This window comes from Streptomyces sp. NPDC092296, from assembly GCF_044755465.1.
Lineage (GTDB): Bacteria > Actinomycetota > Actinomycetes > Streptomycetales > Streptomycetaceae > Peterkaempfera.
The window spans coordinates 102,092-120,105 of the sequence record NZ_JBIVRB010000003.1; the positions used below are offsets into that span (position 1 = coordinate 102,092).

General features: G+C 72.8%; 18 protein-coding genes and 1 pseudogene. 6 read left to right on the forward strand and 13 right to left on the reverse strand.

Going from position 1 to position 18,014, the window contains the following annotated elements:
- The first annotated feature begins 52 nt into the window (after positions 1-52).
- Positions 53-535 carry an AAA family ATPase gene (locus ACIQGZ_RS10885; protein ID WP_402600856.1) on the forward strand — a complete coding sequence of 161 codons (483 nt, stop codon included), beginning with the start codon at positions 53-55 and terminating at the stop codon, positions 533-535.
- Here the strand turns inward: ACIQGZ_RS10885 and ACIQGZ_RS10890 are convergent.
- From ACIQGZ_RS10890 to ACIQGZ_RS10905, 4 genes are read right to left on the reverse strand one after another with little or no spacing between them, the layout of a single operon-like run.
- Positions 493-1,383 carry a hypothetical protein gene (locus ACIQGZ_RS10890; protein ID WP_402600857.1) on the reverse strand — a complete coding sequence of 297 codons (891 nt, stop codon included), beginning with the start codon at positions 1,381-1,383 and terminating at the stop codon, positions 493-495. The genes ACIQGZ_RS10885 and ACIQGZ_RS10890 overlap by 43 nt on opposite strands.
- The gene (locus tag ACIQGZ_RS10895; protein ID WP_402600858.1) at positions 1,380-2,597 is read right to left on the reverse strand and encodes a hypothetical protein; all 1,218 of its coding nucleotides are present in this window, start codon (positions 2,595-2,597) and stop codon (positions 1,380-1,382) included. Before ACIQGZ_RS10895 ends, ACIQGZ_RS10890 begins: the two co-directional genes overlap by 4 nt.
- On the reverse strand, positions 2,594-3,298 hold the full coding sequence (locus ACIQGZ_RS10900; protein WP_402600860.1) for a hypothetical protein: 705 nt from the start codon (positions 3,296-3,298) through the stop codon (positions 2,594-2,596). Before ACIQGZ_RS10900 ends, ACIQGZ_RS10895 begins: the two co-directional genes overlap by 4 nt.
- Positions 3,295-4,464 carry a glycosyltransferase family 1 protein gene (locus tag ACIQGZ_RS10905; protein WP_402600861.1) on the reverse strand — a complete coding sequence of 390 codons (1,170 nt, stop codon included), beginning with the start codon at positions 4,462-4,464 and terminating at the stop codon, positions 3,295-3,297. Before ACIQGZ_RS10905 ends, ACIQGZ_RS10900 begins: the two co-directional genes overlap by 4 nt.
- Positions 4,465-4,616: 152 nt before the next feature.
- On the opposite strand from ACIQGZ_RS10905, the gene ACIQGZ_RS10910 reads away from it, so the two are divergent.
- Complete coding sequence (locus ACIQGZ_RS10910; protein ID WP_402600863.1) at positions 4,617-5,600, forward strand: helix-turn-helix domain-containing protein; 984 nt, start codon at positions 4,617-4,619, stop codon at positions 5,598-5,600.
- Positions 5,597-6,166, forward strand: a complete 570-nt coding sequence (locus tag ACIQGZ_RS10915; RefSeq protein ID WP_402600865.1) for a peptide deformylase — start codon at positions 5,597-5,599, stop codon at positions 6,164-6,166. Before ACIQGZ_RS10910 ends, ACIQGZ_RS10915 begins: the two co-directional genes overlap by 4 nt.
- Before the next feature lie 84 nt (positions 6,167-6,250).
- Here the strand turns inward: ACIQGZ_RS10915 and ACIQGZ_RS10920 are convergent.
- Both ACIQGZ_RS10920 and glnA read right to left on the reverse strand, forming a co-directional pair.
- Positions 6,251-6,340, reverse strand: a pseudogene (locus ACIQGZ_RS10920) (RNA-binding protein); the annotation flags it as partial.
- A gap of 280 nt (positions 6,341-6,620) precedes the next feature.
- Complete coding sequence (gene glnA, locus ACIQGZ_RS10925) at positions 6,621-8,030, reverse strand: type I glutamate--ammonia ligase (protein ID WP_402600866.1); 1,410 nt, start codon at positions 8,028-8,030, stop codon at positions 6,621-6,623.
- A 284-nt stretch (positions 8,031-8,314) separates the two neighbouring features.
- Here glnA and ACIQGZ_RS10930 point away from each other — a divergent pair, with 284 nt between their 5' ends.
- Positions 8,315-8,782 (forward strand): RDD family protein, encoded by a 468-nt coding sequence (locus ACIQGZ_RS10930; RefSeq protein WP_402600867.1) that lies wholly within the window; start codon positions 8,315-8,317, stop codon positions 8,780-8,782.
- Between the two features lie 108 nt (positions 8,783-8,890).
- Here ACIQGZ_RS10930 and ACIQGZ_RS10935 read toward each other — a convergent pair whose 3' ends face one another.
- The 4 genes from ACIQGZ_RS10935 to lipB all read right to left on the reverse strand — a co-directional run bounded on the left by ACIQGZ_RS10935 (position 8,891) and on the right by lipB (position 12,143).
- Complete coding sequence (locus tag ACIQGZ_RS10935) at positions 8,891-9,589, reverse strand: DUF4191 domain-containing protein (RefSeq protein ID WP_402600868.1); 699 nt, start codon at positions 9,587-9,589, stop codon at positions 8,891-8,893.
- Between the two features lie 167 nt (positions 9,590-9,756).
- Positions 9,757-10,014 carry a hypothetical protein gene (locus ACIQGZ_RS10940; protein ID WP_402600870.1) on the reverse strand — a complete coding sequence of 86 codons (258 nt, stop codon included), beginning with the start codon at positions 10,012-10,014 and terminating at the stop codon, positions 9,757-9,759.
- A 212-nt stretch (positions 10,015-10,226) separates the two neighbouring features.
- Entirely contained in the window at positions 10,227-11,186 is a 960-nt protein-coding gene (gene lipA, locus ACIQGZ_RS10945) for a lipoyl synthase (RefSeq protein WP_402600872.1), read from the reverse strand.
- Positions 11,187-11,345: 159 nt separating this feature from the next.
- Entirely contained in the window at positions 11,346-12,143 is a 798-nt protein-coding gene (gene lipB / locus ACIQGZ_RS10950) for a lipoyl(octanoyl) transferase LipB (protein ID WP_402600874.1), read from the reverse strand.
- Positions 12,144-12,600: 457 nt separating this feature from the next.
- On the opposite strand from lipB, the gene ACIQGZ_RS10955 reads away from it, so the two are divergent.
- Entirely contained in the window at positions 12,601-14,250 is a 1,650-nt protein-coding gene (locus ACIQGZ_RS10955; protein ID WP_402600875.1) for a regulator, read from the forward strand.
- A 66-nt stretch (positions 14,251-14,316) separates the two neighbouring features.
- Here ACIQGZ_RS10955 and ACIQGZ_RS10960 read toward each other — a convergent pair whose 3' ends face one another.
- Both ACIQGZ_RS10960 and ACIQGZ_RS10965 read right to left on the reverse strand, forming a co-directional pair.
- Positions 14,317-15,633, reverse strand: a complete 1,317-nt coding sequence (locus ACIQGZ_RS10960) for an NAD(P)/FAD-dependent oxidoreductase (RefSeq protein ID WP_402600877.1) — start codon at positions 15,631-15,633, stop codon at positions 14,317-14,319.
- A 188-nt stretch (positions 15,634-15,821) separates the two neighbouring features.
- Positions 15,822-16,730, reverse strand: coding sequence for a TIGR01777 family oxidoreductase (locus ACIQGZ_RS10965; protein WP_402600879.1), 909 nt, complete (start codon positions 16,728-16,730; stop codon positions 15,822-15,824).
- Between the two features lie 173 nt (positions 16,731-16,903).
- Here ACIQGZ_RS10965 and ACIQGZ_RS10970 point away from each other — a divergent pair, with 173 nt between their 5' ends.
- Positions 16,904-17,401: a GNAT family N-acetyltransferase gene (locus ACIQGZ_RS10970; protein ID WP_402600880.1), complete on the forward strand. Its 498-nt coding sequence runs from the start codon at positions 16,904-16,906 to the stop codon at positions 17,399-17,401.
- Between the two features lie 26 nt (positions 17,402-17,427).
- On the opposite strand, the gene ACIQGZ_RS10975 is transcribed toward ACIQGZ_RS10970, so the two are convergent.
- On the reverse strand, positions 17,428-17,946 hold the full coding sequence (locus tag ACIQGZ_RS10975) for a DUF4240 domain-containing protein (protein ID WP_402601436.1): 519 nt from the start codon (positions 17,944-17,946) through the stop codon (positions 17,428-17,430).
- Positions 17,947-18,014: the final 68 nt, after the last annotated feature.

The following is an 18,014-nucleotide window of genomic DNA, read 5'->3' on the forward strand; positions in this document are numbered from 1 at the left end:
TGTCGGTGGACTGGGAGCGGAGGGCAGCGAGTTGACGGTGACGGCTGGTCCGGTGGTGTACCTGCTGGTGGGGCTGACCGGTTCGGGGAAGACCACGTACGCGCAACGGCGTCTGGTCCCGGACGGGGCCGTCAGGCTGTCGGTGGACGAGGTCGTGCACGAGCGGCATGGCCGGTACGGCGTGGACTACCCGGAGAACACGTACTTCGAGAAGGAAGCCCCTGTCGTCGCCGAGCTACACGAGCGGCTGGCTGAGCTGGTCCAGGCAGGCCGGGACGTCGTCTGGGATCACGGACTGTGGCCACGCAAGGATCGCGACGCGATGAAGGAGCTGGTCAAGTCGGCCGGCGGCCGGTGGCGGCTGCTTTACTTCCCGGTCGGACGCGACGAGTTGCTGCGCAGGCTGGACGAGCGCAGCCGGCGCGAGGACGCGAACGCGCTGATCGTGACGCCGGAGGCACTGGACGACTTCTTCGCCCGGTTCGAGGTCCCTCACGGTGAGGGCGAGGAGATCATCGAGCCGGGCTCGTTCTGACGCCTCGGCGGACGCCAGGTCGCCACGATGCGCGTGGCCTCCGCCGCCCACCAGGACGGCACCGCGTCCCGGGTGACCGGCCGGAACGGCACGGTGGCCAGCTGGGTGGAGATCCTGCCGTCATGGCGGTCGAGGTGGTTCAGCAGACGGCTGGCCTCAGCGGCGACAGCCGGACCCCGAGCCTGCCAGCTTCCGTCGGTGAAGTTGCGCACGCGCCGCTCCAGGTCGTCGCTGACCCCGGCCCGCCACTTGAAGTGGTGGACGACCACGGGCGGCCGGTTCGTGGGGCGGTGGCCTTCGGCGCGATGGTTGCCGGAGTCGACGGTCACGCTGGAGTGGGCCAGGACGATCTTGCGGGGGTCGCCGCGCAGGAGGCGGTGGGTCAAGAAGCCGCCCAGTGGGTAGCTCGCGTCCAGGCCGCGACTCCAGTCGCAGGCGGTGAGCGAGCCGTCGGCGCTGATGCGGTCGAGCATCAGCCCGCCGATCGTTCCGGTGCCGGCGCTTTCCGCGGAAGCGAGGAGCTCGGGCAGCGGAGCCGGGTAGGCATGGAATTCGTCCGAGTCAGCGATCAGATGCCAGCCGGGGCCCGCAATGTCGCGCTGGGCGTCCCGCAGGGCGGTGTTGGTGTCCTCGTGCCAGGGGCCGACGCTGATCTCGCCGGGCACGATCCCGTGGCGACGGCAGACGCCGAGCACCCGTTCGCGGGCGATGACCCCGGCGTGGTCGGGGAAGTGGAACGCCAGGTGGAAGCGGGTGACGCCGAGGCCCTGGTAGTGGCTGATCCAGGCGTCGAGGAGTTCGGGTTCGACGGGGCCGATCACGGCGACCATGGGCGGGGAGGACGTCATCGCGGTTCTCCGGGGCGGCGGTTGGTGAGGAAGGCGACCTGGTCGGCGGCGGTGGGGATGCCGAGGAGCGCGGCGGCGTCCCCGCCGGGGCGTGGGAGCGGCTGGTCGGCGAGGGCGTCCAACGCCTCAGCAAGTCGGACCGAGTCACCGGTGGGATAGAGCCGGACCCAGGGTTTGCCGCGCAGTGCGCGGCTCAGCTCGGGCTGATGGTCGGAGCAGAGCAGCGGCAGAGCGAAGCGGACCGCGTCAACGACGAGTCCGGACTCCTTCCCGACTCCGCGGCGGCGGGAGACCAAGACGGCGTCGGCCGCCGCATACAGTTCCCGCACGGCCGTGTCGCTGGCTGGGCTGGGCTCCAGGACGACGCGGACGTTCGGGAGCTTCGCCCAGCCGTCGAGCCGCTGGTGGTCGAGCGGATAGCCGGTGACGAGAAGCGTGATCGGACAGGCGAGTTGAGCGAGCGCCCGGTGGACGGTGAGCAGGTCCTTCTCCGGCCACCAGCCGCCGACCAAGGCGATGGCGGTGTCGCGCTCGGACAGGCCACGGGCAGCACGGGCCTTGGCTCGTTCCTCCTCGCCGATGCGGTCCTCTGGGTCCGCGAGCCCGTACGGGCGCACTTGCACGGCCAGGCGGGGAAAGCGCGTGACGAACCGGTCGCGGGTGGCCTGGGTGGGCGCCAGGACCAGGACCTTGCGGCGGCCACGGCCGGCCAGGCGGCCCAGGAGGCGCAACGACGGGTCCTCAGTGGTGGTGATCTCGTGGACGAACCGCAGGTGCGGGCCGCCAAGCAGGCCCACCAGGGCGTGGAGACCCGGAGCCGCAGTCAGCACGACCACGGCCGTTCCCGGCCGCAGCCGCCGGGCCGTGCGAACGTCGGCGGCCTCGCCCAGGGCGGAGGCCAGGAGCCTGAGCTGGTACGGGATGCGCCGGACGCGGGCAGGTCGGCGCTTGGGAGAGCACACCGTGCCGAGCGCCGACGCGCAGAAGGCGGTCCAGTGCGCAGCGGTGGTGAGCAGCGCTGCCCGAGCGCCGCGCGGGCGGGTGGCGACGGTTGCCCCTGCGGTACCCAGCTCCGCCGCGAGCGCGAGCGGGGTGAGCTGCGGGACGACGACCAACGCGTCGCCGTGTGCTCGGGCGAGCGCCAGCAGGGTGCGGCTGTAGTGCCCGTCGGTGCGGCCGGCGCGGGGCTCGACGAGCGCCAGGGGGCGGTTCACCCGACCACCGCCTGCTCGCCGTGGACGGCGGTGAAGCGGGCGAGGAGCCAGTCGGGGTCGTTGAGGCGGTCGAACTCGCGCGGCCGGCGGGCGAAGTCGGCCGCGAACGCGACGCCCTCGTGCGCGCCGGAGACCGCGTACTGGGCGAACTCGCCCTGACCGCAGTGCTGCCAGGCGGCGATGCGGTCGGCGGAGCCCTGGTCACTCATGCCGTACTCGCTGCCGCGCGAGAGCATCGCGCACTCGCGGAAGCCCGCCTTCCAGGCGTGGAACGGGCTCTGGTTGCAGCGGGTGGTGCCGGCCACCTCCGCAGTGAACTCGACCCGGCCGGGCAGTGCGGCCAGGACGTCGACGGCGTGGCCGAGGTCGCGCAGGGCGGAGCGACGGATCAGCTTGAGGCCGCCGTAACCGTAGATGAGGCCGTTGAGCGGGTTGATCGCCCGCCAGACCCGCATGGAGACGTCGTCGGCCAATGGCTCGACAGTGGTGATGTCGAACTCTGTGGCGATGACGAAATCACCGTCGGCGAGGAAGAACAGCTCGCAGTCGACCAGTTCCGCCGCGAGCCGGTAGGCGCGCCGCATGCCGCGCACCCCATGGAGGCGCTTGGCGCGGATGCCCAGGACGCGCTGTAGGCGGGCGTGGAGCTTGTCTGCGAGGGGCTCGTCGTAGGAGAGCATCACTGCGTCGGGGGTGATCACGAGACGGCCTCCAGGTAGCGGGCGGCGACCAGGGCGGGGTGGAAGTCGGCGGTGGAGGCGAGCGCCCGCTTGGCGTGTTCGAGGTAGAAGTCCGGGTCGGTGGCCAGCCGCTCCACCAGGGTCAACGCCTGGCCGGTGGTGGAGAACAGCAGCTCGTCGTCGATGTGCTCAGCGAACCAGCCCGCACGCGGGGCGATCACCGGCAGGCCCATGCCCTGGCAGTCGATCACCGACATCGCCCAGGGGCAGCCGGGCCGGAACGGCGCCAGCCCGAAGTTCGCACCAGCCAGCAGGCGCCGGTAGACGGTCCGGTCGCCGCCGTCGGTCAGGACGTCGACGCCAGGCATCGCGGCGAGCTGGGCGCGGAGGCGTTCGGGGCTGTCGTCGAGTGCGATGCGCTCGGGGCTACGGGCCCCGAACAAGTCCATCACCCGGAGGCGGACCTGCACTTCGGCCTCGTGGGTGAGGCGGTCGGCGAGGCGGACGAATCGGGGTGTGCCGTAGTGGGCGTACAGGCGGTGGTTGTAGATGCCGGTGATCGGCTCGCCGGGCTTCGGCGCCGTCAGCTCGTCCGTGTCACGGACCAGGCGCTCGTCCCTGGGAGCAGGCACGACCCGCAGCCGTTCGCTGAGATCCAGCCCGGCCCGGGTCGCGGCGGTGCTGACCCAGGAGGCGGCGGTGCCCGAGTGCACGAGCACCCGGTCGCACGCGGCCAGCCCGGCGGCGAAGGCCAGCCACACCGGCAGCCCGAGCCCGAGGTCGTCCATGGACGGGTCGACCTTCAGCACGCCCCGGTCCGTGAACGAGAAGGGCAGGTAGTGGCAGTAGCCGGCCAGCAGTGCGGGCGAGCGGGCCTCCAGGAGCGCGGCCCGGATCGCGGGAGCCGCCTCGACCTGGTTCGCCACCACGACGTCCGGCTGCGTCCGGCGGATCAGCCCGGCGAGCTGGTCCACGCCGGGATCGAACCGGGCACGGTACTTCGTGGCGGGGACTGGCATGCGCTGGAAGTGGGCACGCTCGTCGGTGACCCTGGCCGGCGCGGCGACGATCAGGTCGGCGCCCTGGTCGATCAGCGCCGGGGCCAGCAGGTCCGCGAAGATCCAACCGGAGTCCGAGGAGAGCTTGTCCGGGTTGGAGATGTTCAGCAGGTACAGGATGCGGGGCACGGTGGTCTCCCTCGTGTCGGCGGCCCGACAAGTCCGGGGGTGGAACGGGGCCGCTGAGGGAAGGAAAGCCGGGGCAGGGGTCGTGACGGAGTGATGAACTGGACTCACTCACGGTTCATTCATCGTCATCGCGGGCGCACGGGGGCAGGCAGGTGGACCAGCAACAGCCGGAGACGGGTGAGATCACCGTCGAGCAGGCGATCGAGGAGTTCGCGGCCGAAGTCGCCTACTGGCGTGAGGTGCGGGGCCACTCCAAGCGGCGGCTGGCCCAGAAGATGGGCTTCGACCCCTCGTACGTCAGCCACATCGAGTCCGGCCGGCACAAGCCCACCGAGGAGTTCGCTCGCCTCGCTGACGAGCACCTACAGGCGGGCAAGGCCATCTGGCAGCGGTTCCTCACGTACGAGTCCGCCCGCCGCGTCAGCGGCAGCGGCGGGCAGCAGGCGGTACCGCCGCAGCGGCATGAGATGCCGTACGCGACCGGGGCCGCGCTGGTCGTCGAGCACGACCAGGCCCGCCTCGACTACGACGGGGCCAACTACCGGGCCACCATGCGCCGCCGCCTGCGCAACACCGGCAGCGAGCCGATCACCCGCTACCTGATCCGCATCAGCGTCGACCGCTACCCCGGCGACCCGGAACGCTCCAACGCCCACTACCGGGCCAACCCGCTGACCTGGGATGAACTGGCGCTCACGGCCACCTGCCGGGGCGAGGAAATGGTCTGGAGCGCGAAGCACGACCGCGATGCCTTCAAGGAGGTGTGGCTCCTGTTCGAGAACCCGCGCGGACGCTTCCCGCTCTACCCCGGTGAGAGCGTTTGGATCGAGTACGCCTACACCGTTGCCGACACCAAGTGGGGTCACTGGTTCCAGCGCGCGGTCCGGCTGCCGACCGAGCACCTCCAGGTCCAGCTCGCCTTCCCCGTCGCGCTGGACCCCGTGGTGTGGGGCACCGAGACGTCGATGACGGCGGAGGCATCGCCGCTGCGGACCCCGCCGGTGCGATCGGAGGAGTACGGGGTGCGGCTGTTCACGTGGTCCACGGCCGGCCCGGCACCGCACGCCCGCTACCGTCTGGAGTGGAGGTTCCGGGCCAGGCCCGAACCGCAGGAACAGCAAAGGGAGTTCGGGTGATCCAGGTGCAGCCCAGTCAGCAGATGCGCGACCTCGGCGTGGTTCAGCAAGGCGACGAGATCCTCACTCGGCCAGCCCGCCCCTTCCACCTGCCGGCCGAGCGTGCCGAGGCCGAGGCGGTGGTCGACCGGCTCCTCGCCTCCATGGACCCCATCGGCCGCGTCCACTCCTTCGCGAAGGGCATGGGCATCGCGGCTCCCCAGCTCGGCATCGACCGCGCCGCCGCCGTCGTTCAGCCCGCCGAGCCCGGCTCCCCGGCGATCGTGCTCCTGAATCCCCGCATCACCGAGCACGCCGCCGAGACCGACGAGCAGTACGAGGGCTGCCTCAGCTTCTTCGACGTCCGCGGCCTCGTCCCCCGCCCCCTGGCCATCACCGTCGAGACCACCACCCTGGACGGGAACACCGTGAGCACCGTCTACGAACGCGGCCTCGCCCGCCTGATCCATCACGAGATCGACCACCTCGACGGGCTGCTCTACCTCTCCCGCATGCGCGCCGGCGTCGCCCCGCTGCCCGTCGAGAAGTACCGCCAGACCGGACAAGCGTGGGCTTACGAAGCTTGAGACCGGGCGCGTCGGTGGCTGGCCGACCGCGGCGGACGAGAAGATCCTGAGAGAACTGCGCCGAGCCGACGCGTCCCGAGGTAGGCCGACGCCGGGAAACATCGGGTGGTCAGGGCCGGAGTCCAGCGCCACGAACATGCCGAACCGCTCGATCGCGGTGACCAAGCCGGAGACTCAATGCACGACGCCTCAACAAGCGAGCTCGTCAGTCCCGAGGCCAGGTTGCCGACTGGTCCTGGACGTGACTGAGCCCCCGTCGCTCTCAGTGACGGTGAGCGACGAGGGCTAATATCTGATTACCCATCAGCCTTGCAAGGTCATCTTGCACTTGCATTGCGCAAGAGAGTGAAAGCCAGTGACCAAGTGCGAAGATCCTCGAAAGGATGTTTCGACAGGTCAAACGGCCTTTAGTGTCTCCGGCCCCCTGTTGCCAAGGGACCGGAGAGCCTGCCGATCAGAGGTCGAAGTAGAGCTCGAACTCGTGGGGGTGGGGGCGCTGCTGGATGGGGGCGACTTCCTGGGTGCGCTTGAAGTCGATCCAGGTCTCGATCAGGTCCGGGGTGAAGACGCCGCCGGCGAGCAGGTACTCGTGGTCGGCCTCCAGGGCCTCCAGGACGGCCGGGAGGGTGGCGGGGACCTGGGGGACGGAGGCGTGCTCGTCGGGGGCGAGCTCGTAGAGGTCCTTGTCGACCGGCTCCAGCGGCTCGATCTTGTTCTTGATGCCGTCCAGGCCGGCCAGCAGCATGGCCGAGAAGGCCAGGTACGGGTTGGAGGACGGGTCCGGGGCGCGGAACTCGATCCGCTTGGCCTTGGCGTTCGACCCGGTGATCGGGATGCGGATCGCGGCGGAGCGGTTGCGCTGCGAGTACACCAGGTTGACCGGCGCCTCGAAGCCCGGCACCAGGCGGTGGTAGGAGTTCACCGTCGGGTTGGTGAAGGCCAGCAGCGACGGGGCGTGCTTGAGCAGGCCGCCGATGTAGTAGCGGGCGGTGTCGGAGAGGCCGGCGTAGCCCTGCTCGTCGTAGAAGAGCGGGCTGCCCTCGGACCACAGCGACTGGTGGACGTGCATGCCCGAGCCGTTGTCGCCGAAGATCGGCTTCGGCATGAAGGTCGCGGTCTTGCCGTTCCGCCAGGCGACGTTCTTGATGATGTACTTGAACAGCATCAGGTCGTCGGCGGAGGCCAGCAGGCTGTTGAACCGGTAGTTGATCTCGGCCTGGCCGGCGGTGCCCACCTCGTGGTGCTGGCGCTCGACCTGGAGGCCGGCGGCGGCCATCTCCAGCGACATCTCGGCCCGCAGGTCCGCGAAGTGGTCGACCGGCGGGGCGGGGAAGTAGCCGCCCTTGTAGCGGACCTTGTAGCCCCGGTTGTTCTCCACCGCACCGGTGTTCCAGGCGCCCGCCTCGGAGTCGATGTAGTAGAAGGACTGGTTGGCGCTGGTCTCGAAGCGCACGCTGTCGAAGACGTAGAACTCGGCCTCGGCACCGAAGTACGCGGTGTCCGCGATGCCGGAGGAGGCGAGGTACGCCTCGGCCTTCTTGGCGACGTTGCGCGGGTCGCGGCTGTACGCCTCGCCGGTGATCGGGTCCTGGATGAAGAAGTTGATGTTGAGCGTGGCGTCCTTGCGGAACGGGTCGAGCCTGGCGGTGCCCAGGTCCGGGACCAGCGCCATGTCGGACTCGTGGATGGCCTGGAAGCCACGGATCGACGAGCCGTCGAACATCTGCTGCTCGGAGGGGTCGAACGCCGCCGCGGGCAGGGTGAAGTGCTGCATGACGCCCGGCAGGTCGCAGAACCTGACATCGACGAACTTCACGTCGTTGTCCGAGATGTAGCGGGACACCTCGTCGGCGTTGTTGAACATCCATCCTCCTCGGCCCGGCGGGAACGCCAGGAGTTTCGCCTGAACGGACCGTTCGTCCCGTCGGCCACGTTGTGTCAACCATAGGAAGAGGCCGTTTCTCGGGCATGACCCGTCTGTTTCGCGGATGTTAACCGGCGCTGCGGCGCTGCGGACGGACCCGGCGGCCCCGGCCTCCCGGGTGTCGGCAGCCCGGGGTGTGCGGCCGGAGCCGCTTATCGTCCGACGTCCATGGCTGTCAAGGACCCGGCGGTATGCACCACCCGCCGCCCGGCTACTGTGGCTCTGTGGACAACAGAGATGCGTTGGGTTCGTGGATCGACGGCCCCAGGGCCGCCGCCGAGAAGATGGGCGCGGACTTCGGCTACCGGGGCGAGCGCCTCGGCCTGCCCGAGCACGGTCCGGGGTCGATCGCGCCGCTGGGCCGCCGGATCGGCGCGCTGTTCGTCGACGGCTGGATCTGCGCCCTGATCTCGTACGGGCTGCTGGCGCGCGGCGAGGCGGGGCATGCCAACCTCTGGACCACGCCGCTGTTCTTCCTGATGAGCGTGCTGCTGATCGGCACGGTGGGCAGCACCTTCGGCAAGCGGCTCTTCGGGCTGCGGGTCGTCCGGCTGGACGGCGGCCGGGCCACCCTGGTCCAGGTCCTCGGGCGCAGTCTGCTGCTGGTCCTGGTGGTCCCGGCGCTGGTCTGGGACCGCGACTCCCGGGGGCTGCACGACAAGGCGCTGGGCACGGTCGAGGTACGCATCTGAGGCAGGCCGCAGCCGTACCGCAGACCGCAGCCGCGCATGGGACGGCCCCGGCGGGCTCCTCCTGAGGGGGGAGCGCGACGGGGCCGTCTGGTCGATGAGGGGGGCGGCTCAGCGCATCCGGCCGCCCTTGGGCATCCGGGCGTTCTTCGGCATCGGGCCCTTGGGGATCGGTGCCTTGGAGAGCAGGTCGCCCAGCGCGCGCAGCCGGTCGTTGATCTCGGTGACCTGCGCCGGGGTGATCGCGCGGGGCAGCCGCATCAGGTGCATCTGGAGCTTCTTCAGCGACACCTCGCCCTCGCCGTCACCGACGATGATGTCGTGCACCGGGACGTCGCCGACCACCCGCGCCATCTTCTTCTTCTCGGCGGCCAGCAGCGGGCGGACCCGGTTGACGTTGCCCTCGCCGATCAGTGCGATGCCCGGTCGGCCCACCGCGCGGTACACCGCGTCCTGGTTGCGGGTGACGGCCACCGGCGTCGCGCTGGTGCTCCAGCCGCGCTTGATGTTGTTCAGCACCGCGGCGGCGGCTCCCGGCTGCCCCTCCATCTGCCCGAAGGCCGCCTTCTCCGCACGTCGGCCGAAGACGATCGCCATCGCCAGGAAGGCCAGCACGAAGCCAAGGATGCCCAGGTAGACCGGGTGGTCGATCAGCAGCCCGATGGCGAGGAGCACGCCGAAGGTGATGATGCCGACACCGGCGATGATCAGACCGATTCGGGTGTCGACCCGCTTGGTCATCTGGTAAGCCTGACGGATCTGCTTGAGCCGTCCGGGGTTCTCGGATGTTTCCCTCGCCATGAGGGTCATGGTACGGGGAGGGGGCGGGAGATGCCCAAGCCCGGTCCCCTCCGGGCCCGAATCCGCACCGAACCGATCCGATCCGGTCCGGTCCGATCCGGTACGGGCCCGACCGGCCGCCGTTCCGATCCGGTACGGCGGCGACCCCAGGCCGCAGTCTTTCGGCGTCCAGTCCGTCAGTGTCCGCCGGTGGTGCCCCGTGCCGCGTCCGTACGGGTCTCCAGCGCCCCCAGCAGGGTCGCGGTCTCCGCCCGGTCCGCCGCGTGGCGGCGGTTCTCGCAGACGGCGTCCCAGGCGTTCTGCAGGGCCACCTGCCGACCGCCGGCCAGCAGCATCGACTCCGCGATACGGATCGCGCCGCCGACCGACCGCAGGCCGCCGTTGACCAAGCCGTTGATTCCGACCGCTCCAGGTACGACGGTGCCGACCTGCATGGTGAGCAACTCCCCTCGTCAGTGCCGAGCCTTCGCCGCTGTCCGGCTGCCGCGCCCGCGCATCGCGAGCGCCTCAGCGCCGCGGCCACCCGTCCAGGGTCACCACCTCGTGTTACCAGCCGGTGACCGGAGCGTCAAACCGCGATGAATGTCGCGGATGCCCGGCTCGCGCCCCCTGCCGGGCCCCGCCCGCCGCCGCCCGAGGCGGCGGCTCAGCCCGCTGCGGTGACCCGCGCCCGGTGGTCGAGCGCCTGCCGGTAGAGCCGGCCGGCCCGGTACGACGAACGGACCAGCGGACCGGACATGACCCCGGCGTAGCCGATCTCCTCCGCCTCCTGCTGCAGCTCGACGAACTCGTGCGGCTTCACCCAGCGCTCGACCGGGTGGTGCCGCACCGAAGGACGCAGGTACTGGGTGATGGTGATCAGCTCGCAGCCCGCGTCATGCAGGTCGCGCAGCGCCTGGCTGACCTCCTCGCGGGTCTCGCCCATGCCCAGGATCAGGTTGGACTTGGTCACCAGACCGGCCTCGCGGGCACTGGTGATCACCCCGAGGGAGCGCTCGTAGCGGAAGCCGGGGCGAATCCGCTTGAAGATCCGCGGCACCGTCTCCACGTTGTGCGCCAGCACCTCCGGCCGGGAGGAGAAGACCTCGGCCAGCTGCTCGGGCACCGCGTTGAAGTCCGGGATCAGCAGCTCGACACCGGTACGGCCGCTCTGCCGCTCCGCCGTCAGCGCGTGCACCTGCCGCACCGTCTCGGCGTACAGCCAGGAGCCGCCGTCCGGCAGGTCGTCGCGGGCGACACCGGTGATGGTGGCGTAGTTGAGGTCCATCGTCACGATGGACTCGGCCACCCGGCGCGGCTCGTCGCGGTCGAACTCGGCGGGCTTGCCGGTGTCGATCTGGCAGAAGTCGCAGCGGCGGGTGCACTGGTCACCGCCGATGAGGAAGGTCGCCTCGCGGTCCTCCCAGCACTCGAAGATGTTGGGACAGCCGGCCTCCTGGCAGACCGTGTGCAGGCCCTCACGCTTCACCAGCGCTTGCAATCCGGTGTACTCGGGACCCATCTTCGCCCGGGTCTTGATCCACTCGGGCTTGCGCTCGATGGGGGTCTCGCTGTTGCGGACCTCCAGGCGAAGCAGCTTCCGGCCGTCGGGTGCGACAGCGGACACGTGCGGCTCCCTATCTCGTCTTCTGTGCGACACCCTCAGGGTACGCCTGTGGTTGTGCGGCTCCCACCGCCCGGGTGGCCCGCAATCGCAGGCGGCGACCGGCCGCCCGTACCGGGCAACAGCGGCCCGCGACCGCCGATTCCCGCCCGTCCCCGCCGGTCAGCCGACCGGCGCGACCGCCGGCAGCTCCGCCAGCACCGCGGCCAGGTGCCGCTCCACCACCGGCAGCGCCCGAGCCACCGGCAGCGACCGCCCCAGCTCGCCGGTGAGCGACGCCACACCGGCGTCCCGGATGCCGCAGGGGACGATCCGGTCGAACCACGTCATGTCGGGCTCGCAGTTGAGCGCGAAGCCGTGCATCGTCACCCCGCGCGCCACCCGCACCCCGATCGCCGCCAGCTTGCGGTCGTCACCGCGCTGCCCGGCGTTGGACGGCGCGTACTCCGGGCCGGCCAGCCGGGGGTCGATGCCCATCCGCAGCCCCATCCGCAGGGTCAGCCCGCCGATGTCCACCTGCTGCGCCGGGTCGGCCACCGCGCCCGGGATCTCCTCGCCCAGCACCCACACCCCGCTGCGGCCCTCGATCCGGGTGGTCGCCACGCCGAACTCGGTGCAGGTGCGGATCAGCGCCTCCTCCAGCCGGCGCACATAGGCGACCACGTCCATCGGCTCCGGCAGCTTGATGATCGGGTAGCCGATCAGCTGGCCGGGGCCGTGCCAGGTGATCTCGCCGCCCCGGTCCACGTCGATCACCGGAGTGCCGTCCAGCGGGCGGTCGGCCGGGTCGGTGCGGCGGCCCGCCGTGTAGACCGGCGGGTGCTCCAGCAGCAGCACGGTGTCCGGGATCTCGCCCGCCACCCGGAGCGCGTGCAGCCTGCGCTGCTCGTCCCACGCCTCCTGGTACGGCACCGAGCCCTCGCCGATGCCCAAGTGCACGAACCGGACGTCCTCGCTCACCGCTGCCGCTCCTCACCCGGGGTGCCACGCCCCGCGTGCACCCGCTCCGCTGCTCCGCCGGACCGCCGGGCGGCCGGTTCTGTCACTGTACGCCCGGCCTCGAACAGCTCTGCGCGGACCCGAACGGCATCCGAACAGCCAGCGGCGGGTCCGAACGGGCCCCCACCGGCCCTGAGCAGTCACGAGCAGTCAGGAGCCGCCTGGCCGACCATCCGGACCCGGCCCGCCGCCGAGCGGCGGACCCCGCCCCGAAGGCGTACCAGCGGCAAACCCCGGCGGGCCGTCCTTCCTCAGAACGTGTCCTTCCCTGTCACCCGTTCGGAGGATTGCTCGGCCGAGAGCAGCCGCAGCTTCCGAATGCTCGCTACATTCGCGCCGTTTCCCGACAGGGGGCGCCGCACGTAGCACTGGGGGACGATCGCGTGCCGTTGCAGCGCTCGGAAGGTGTTGACGCAACATGCCCCAACGGCCCGCAACCGACCGTCCGGCCCTCGCGCCGGGAGCCGATCGGCCGCCGGCAGCCGAACAGCGGCCCGGTACCACCGGCCCGCCGCGCTCGGCCGACCGCTCCCACAACCAGCGCCTGGCGGCGCTCATCGAGGAGGCCGGGTTCTCGCACGCCGGGCTGGCCCGCAGAGTGGACCAGCTCGGCCTGGAGCACGGCCTGGACCTGCGCTACGACAAGACCTCGGTGACCCGCTGGCTGCGCGGCCAGCAGCCGCGCGGGGCCACCCCGGCGCTGATCGCCGAGGTCTTCACCCGACGACTGGGCCGCCGACTGGGCGCCCAGGACCTCGGGCTGGACGCCTGCGCGCCGGTCTACGCCGGTCTGGAGTTCGCCGAGACGCCCGCCGAAGCGGTGGACATCGTCAGCAGCATGTGGCGCAAGGACACCGGCCCGCACTCCGAGCTGCGCCGGATCGCCTTCACCCCGGCCGGCCTGGTGGTGCCCAGCCGGGACTGGCTGATCGGCCGCACCGACGACCGGGTCGCCAGCGAGGAGCCGCCCGGCCCGGCCGACCAGCGGCTCCGCCCGCCCGCCCCCGGCCTGCGCGCCCCCGCCCGGCCGCTGGGCCCCGGCGGCCGGGTGCCGCTCCAGGGCCGCCGCCCCGGCCCGCCGCTCCCCGGCGCCCGGCTGGGCCTGCGGGCGGACGCCGAGCACCCCGCGCTGCACCCGCAGCGCGAGCCCCGGCCCGGCCTGCGGGTCGGCCGGGGCGACATCGCCGCCGTCCGCGCGGTCGGGGACCTCTTCCGCACCCTGGACCGGGCCTACGGCGGCGGCCACGCCCGGCAGGCGCTGGTCCGGTACCTGGAGAGCGAGGCCGAGCCGATGCTGCGCGGCCGGTACGGGGAGTCCATCGGGCGGGCGCTGTTCGGCGCGGTCGCGGACCTCACCCGGCTGGCCGGCTGGACGTCCTTCGACATCGCCGCGCACGGCCTGGCCCAGCGCTACTTCGTCCAGGCGCTGCGGCTCTCCCAGGCCGCCGACGACCGGGTGTACGGCGGCTACGTCCTGGTCACCATGAGCCGCCAGGCGGTTCACCTCGGCCACGGCCGGGAGGCCGTGCAACTGGCCCGGGTGGCGCAGCAGGGCGTCGGCGCGGCGGCCCCCACCGCCGTCCAGGCGCTGATGCACGCCGCCGAGGCGCGCGGCCACGGCGTGCTCGGCGACAGCCGCTCCTGCACCGCCGCCCTGGTGCGCGCCGAGCGGTGCCTCCAGGCCGTCCGGCCCGGCGACGAGCTGCCCGGCTGGGCCAGGTCGTTCGACGAGGCGCAGCTCGCCGCCGAGTTCGCCCTCTGCTACCGGGACCTCCAGCAGTGGCGGCTCTGCGCGCAGCAGGCGGAGAAGTCGCTGCGGCTGCGGTCGCCCGGCCACGCCCGCAGCCGGGTCTTCTCCCGCAGCGTGCTGGCCACCGCGCGGCTCGGCATGGGCGACGTGGACGAGGCCTGCGCGGTGGCCACCGAGGCGCTGCGGGCCACCGCCGAGATGCGCTCGGCGCGGGCGGTGGAGTTCCTGCGGGACTTCCACCGCAGACTCTCCCCGTACCGGGGCAGCCCGGTGGTGCGGGCCTTCGAGGAGGCCGCCCGCACCGCCGGCATCGCCTGACCCGGGCCGCCGCCCCCTCGCCCGCCCCCGCGCGGGCGGGGGCGGCGGGGTGGGCGGGTACCCCGGTCAGGCCGCTGCGGCCTCCCGTACGGGGCTGGGCAGCCCCAGGTCGGCCGTGATCTGGCGGGCGGCGCGGCGGCCGGAGTGCAGGGCGCCGTGGACGGTGCCGGTCTCCCGGTGGTCACCGCAGACGTACAGCCCGCCGATCACCCGCACCGGTCGGCGGAAGTGGTACGGCGGCGGCATCGCCGGGACCGCGTACGGCTCGTGGCGGGCCGTGAGGAACGCCCAGTCGGCCGTCGGCGTCCCGTACAGCTCCGCCAGCCGCCGCCGCACCAGCGGCTCCAGCGCCGCCGGGCCGCCCGGCCCGAAGGTGCGCTGCCCGAGCACCGTGGTCGCCACCAGCGACCGCCCGGCCGGGGCGTACGAGGGGTGCACCCGGCTGAGCACCAGCGAGTGCGAGACGGGCCCGGTCCGGTCGGCGTCCAGCAGCAGCACCGGTTCGGCCAGCGGCGGCCGCGCGGCGGCGTGGTAGTAGGTGGTCACCGGGTGGAAGCCGGGCCGGTGCAGGCCGGGCAGCAGCTCGGCGGCGGACACCGCGTCGGTGGCCAGCACCACGCAGCGGCCCCGCACCCGGCCGTGCCGCAGGGTGTCCACGCCGTCCGCCGACACCGCGACGGCCTGTACGCCCAGCCGTACCGTGCCCGGCGGCAGGCCCGCCGCCAGCTCCGCCGGCACCGCGCCCAGGCCCCTGGCGGGCAGGCAGAGCCGCCCGCCCGCGTACGCCCGCAGCGCCAGGTCGGAGCAGCGGCTGCTGGTGCCCAGGTCGGGATCGCAGAGCAGGGCGGCCAGCAGCGGCCGCAGGAAGCCGTCCACCACCCTGGCGGACAGGCCCCGGGCGGCCAGCGCCTGCGCGGTGGTCAGCTCCGGTCTGGCGAGCAGCCGGTCGGCGGGGGTCGCGGCGAGGCGGCTCAGCGCGGCGCCCAGGCGGGCCTTGTCCAGCGGGCTGCCGATCGGCGCCCGGTCGGCGGCCCGCCGGGCGGCGGTGCGGCGCGGGTCACCGACCCGGTAGCGGCGGCCGTCGGCGTACACCAGCACGCCGGGGGCGAGCGGGCGCAGCTCCAGGCGGTCCGGGTCGAGCAGCCGGGGCAGCTCCGGGTCGGAGGCGTCCAGCAGCCGGCTGCCGCCGTCCAGCCGGAAGCCGTCGAGCTCGGCGGCGGCCAGCCGGCCGCCGATGTGCTGTGCGGCCTCCAGCACCGACACCGTCAGCCCGGCGGCGGTGAGATGGCGGGCGGCGGCCAGTCCGGCGATTCCGGCGCCCACGATCACCACATCGGGATCGGCGGGGCGGCGACTGCGCTGCGTGGGGTCATATGCGGGCAAGGGGTGCTCCCTCCTTGCTCCGTGCCGCCCGGTGTCCTCCGGGCGGCACGGATGCGGTCCGACCGATTGATGCCCAGTCGGCAGCGTCGCCAGACCGGCGCCCCCGGTCGGATTCCACCGCCGTCCGCACCCGGCTGTCGCGCCGTCACCAGCAGCGACACCCCGCCCCACCCGGCGCGCGGGCCGCGCTACCGGGCGGCGCGCACCGCCTCCTCGATGGTGGGGTCGCTAAAGCGGAAGCCCGCCTCCAGCAGCCGGGCGGGGACCACCCGCTGACTGCCCACCACCTCGACCGCGAACTCTCCCAGCACCAGCCGCAGCGCCGCCTCCGGCACCGGGAAGGGCGTGGGGCGGCGCAGCACCCGGCCCATCGCCGCGGTCACCTCGCGGTTGGTGACCGGGTGCGGGGCGGTGAGGTTGACCGGGCCGCTCAGCTCCTCCCGGTCGACCAGGAAGCGCAGCGCCGCCACCTCGTCCCGCAGCGAGATGAAGCTCCAGTACTGCCGCCCGGAGCCCAGCCGCCCGCCGAGCCCCAGCCGGAAGATCGGGAACAGCCGACCCCAGGCGCCGCCCCCGGCGGCCACCACCAGGCCGGTACGCGGATGCACCACCCTGATCCCGGCGTCGGCGGCGGGCTGCGCCGCGTCCTCCCACTCCTGGCTGACCCGGGCCAGGAAGTCGTCGCCGGGGGCGGCGGTCTCGTCGATCACCCGGTCGCCGGCCTGCCCGTAGAAGCCGATGGCGGAGCCGGAGACCAGCACCCGGGGCGGGGTGTCCAGCTCGGCGAGGGCCTCGGCCAGCGCGGCGGTGCCCAGCACCCGGCTGTCGCGGATCTCCCGCTTGTACGCCGCCGTCCAGCGGTGGTCACCGACACCGGCCCCGGCCAGGTGCACCACGGCCTCCGCCCCGGCCAGCGCGGTGGGGTCGGCCTGCCCGTGCGCCGGGTCCCAGTGGGCCTCGGTGCTGCCGTCGGCGCGGCGGCCGTCGCCCTGCGGGGGGCGGCGGACCAGCCGCACCACCTGGTGGCCGTCGGCCAGCAGTGAGCGGATGAGGGCGGTGCCGATGAGTCCGGACGAACCGGTGACAGCGAAGCGCATGCGCCCATCCTGGCAGCCGGGGCGCCGTCCGCCGGGGTGTACACGGGCTCGGCTGCGTGGTCGGGTGCGGCGGGGGTGGTCGGGCGGGTCGGGGTGGTCGGGCGGGTCGGGGCGGTCGGGCGGGTCGGGGTGGTCGGGTGGGTCGGGGGGAGGCGCTGGCTAGAGTGGCCCGCATGCCCGATGACGATCTGATGATCCGCCCGGCCGAGGAGAGCGACGGCCGACCGCTCGCCGAGTTGGACCGGCGCTGCTGGTCGTGGCTGAGCGAGGTGGGGCCGCTGCGCGCGGCGGACGTGCCGTTCTTCGACGAGCGGCACGGGCCGGACCAGTACCTGGTGGCCGTGGTGGCGGGCCGGGTCGCCGGCTACGTCCGGGTGGTGCGGCCGACGCTGCTCGCCAGCAACGCCCATGTGCGGCAGATCCAGGGCCTGGGGGTCGATCCGGACCTGCGCGGCCGGGGGGTGGGGAGGGCTCTGGTGGAGGCGGCCTGCGAGCGGGCCAGGAGCGCGGGCGCGCGGCGGCTCACCCTGCGGGTGCTGGGGCACAACGCACCCGCTCGGGCGCTCTACGAGAGCTGCGGCTTCGTGGTGGAGGGCGTGCTGCCGGAGGAGTTCCGGCTGAACGGCCGCTATGTGGACGACATCTGGATGGGCCGCTCCCTGGTCCGCTGAGCCGCCCCTGCCTCGCCCCGCCGCGCTCAGTCGCCGTAGCGGTCCCAGAGCCGGGGGAAGCGGTCCGCCATCGCCGCGTGGTCCTCGAAGTCCAGCGCCCGGCCCTCCGGCTCGTCCGGCTCGTCGGAGAGCTCCAGGTCGGGCAGCGGCGACCCGGTGAGCTGCTCGTACGCCTCGTCGGCGGCGTAGCCCAGCTCCTCGGCGTCGCCGTCCTCCTCCTCGTCGAAGTCCGGGACCAGCTCGGCCAGGTTGTCCGGGTCGTGCAGCGCGCCCTCGAAGACCTCCCGCCCCCGGCCGATCAGCCAGCAGCGGAAGTAGTCGAAGGAGTCGTCGGAGGCTCCGCCGAGCAGCAGGTGGGCGGCGCCCCACAGGTCCCACCGGTACGCCCGCCGGAAGCGCATCTCGAAGAGCCGCGCGAAGTCGACCACATCGTCGGGGGTGAGGTCGGCCAGCCGTTCCACCAGCAGGTCGGCGTGGTCGACCGGGTCGCCGTCGGCGGCCTGCCGGGTGTCGTCGATCAGCTGCCAGAACTCCGTCTCGTACATCACGCCACCAGCATCCACGTCCGGGGGCGCATACGCACGCCTTATCGGGCGCGCGGCGGCAGACGAAT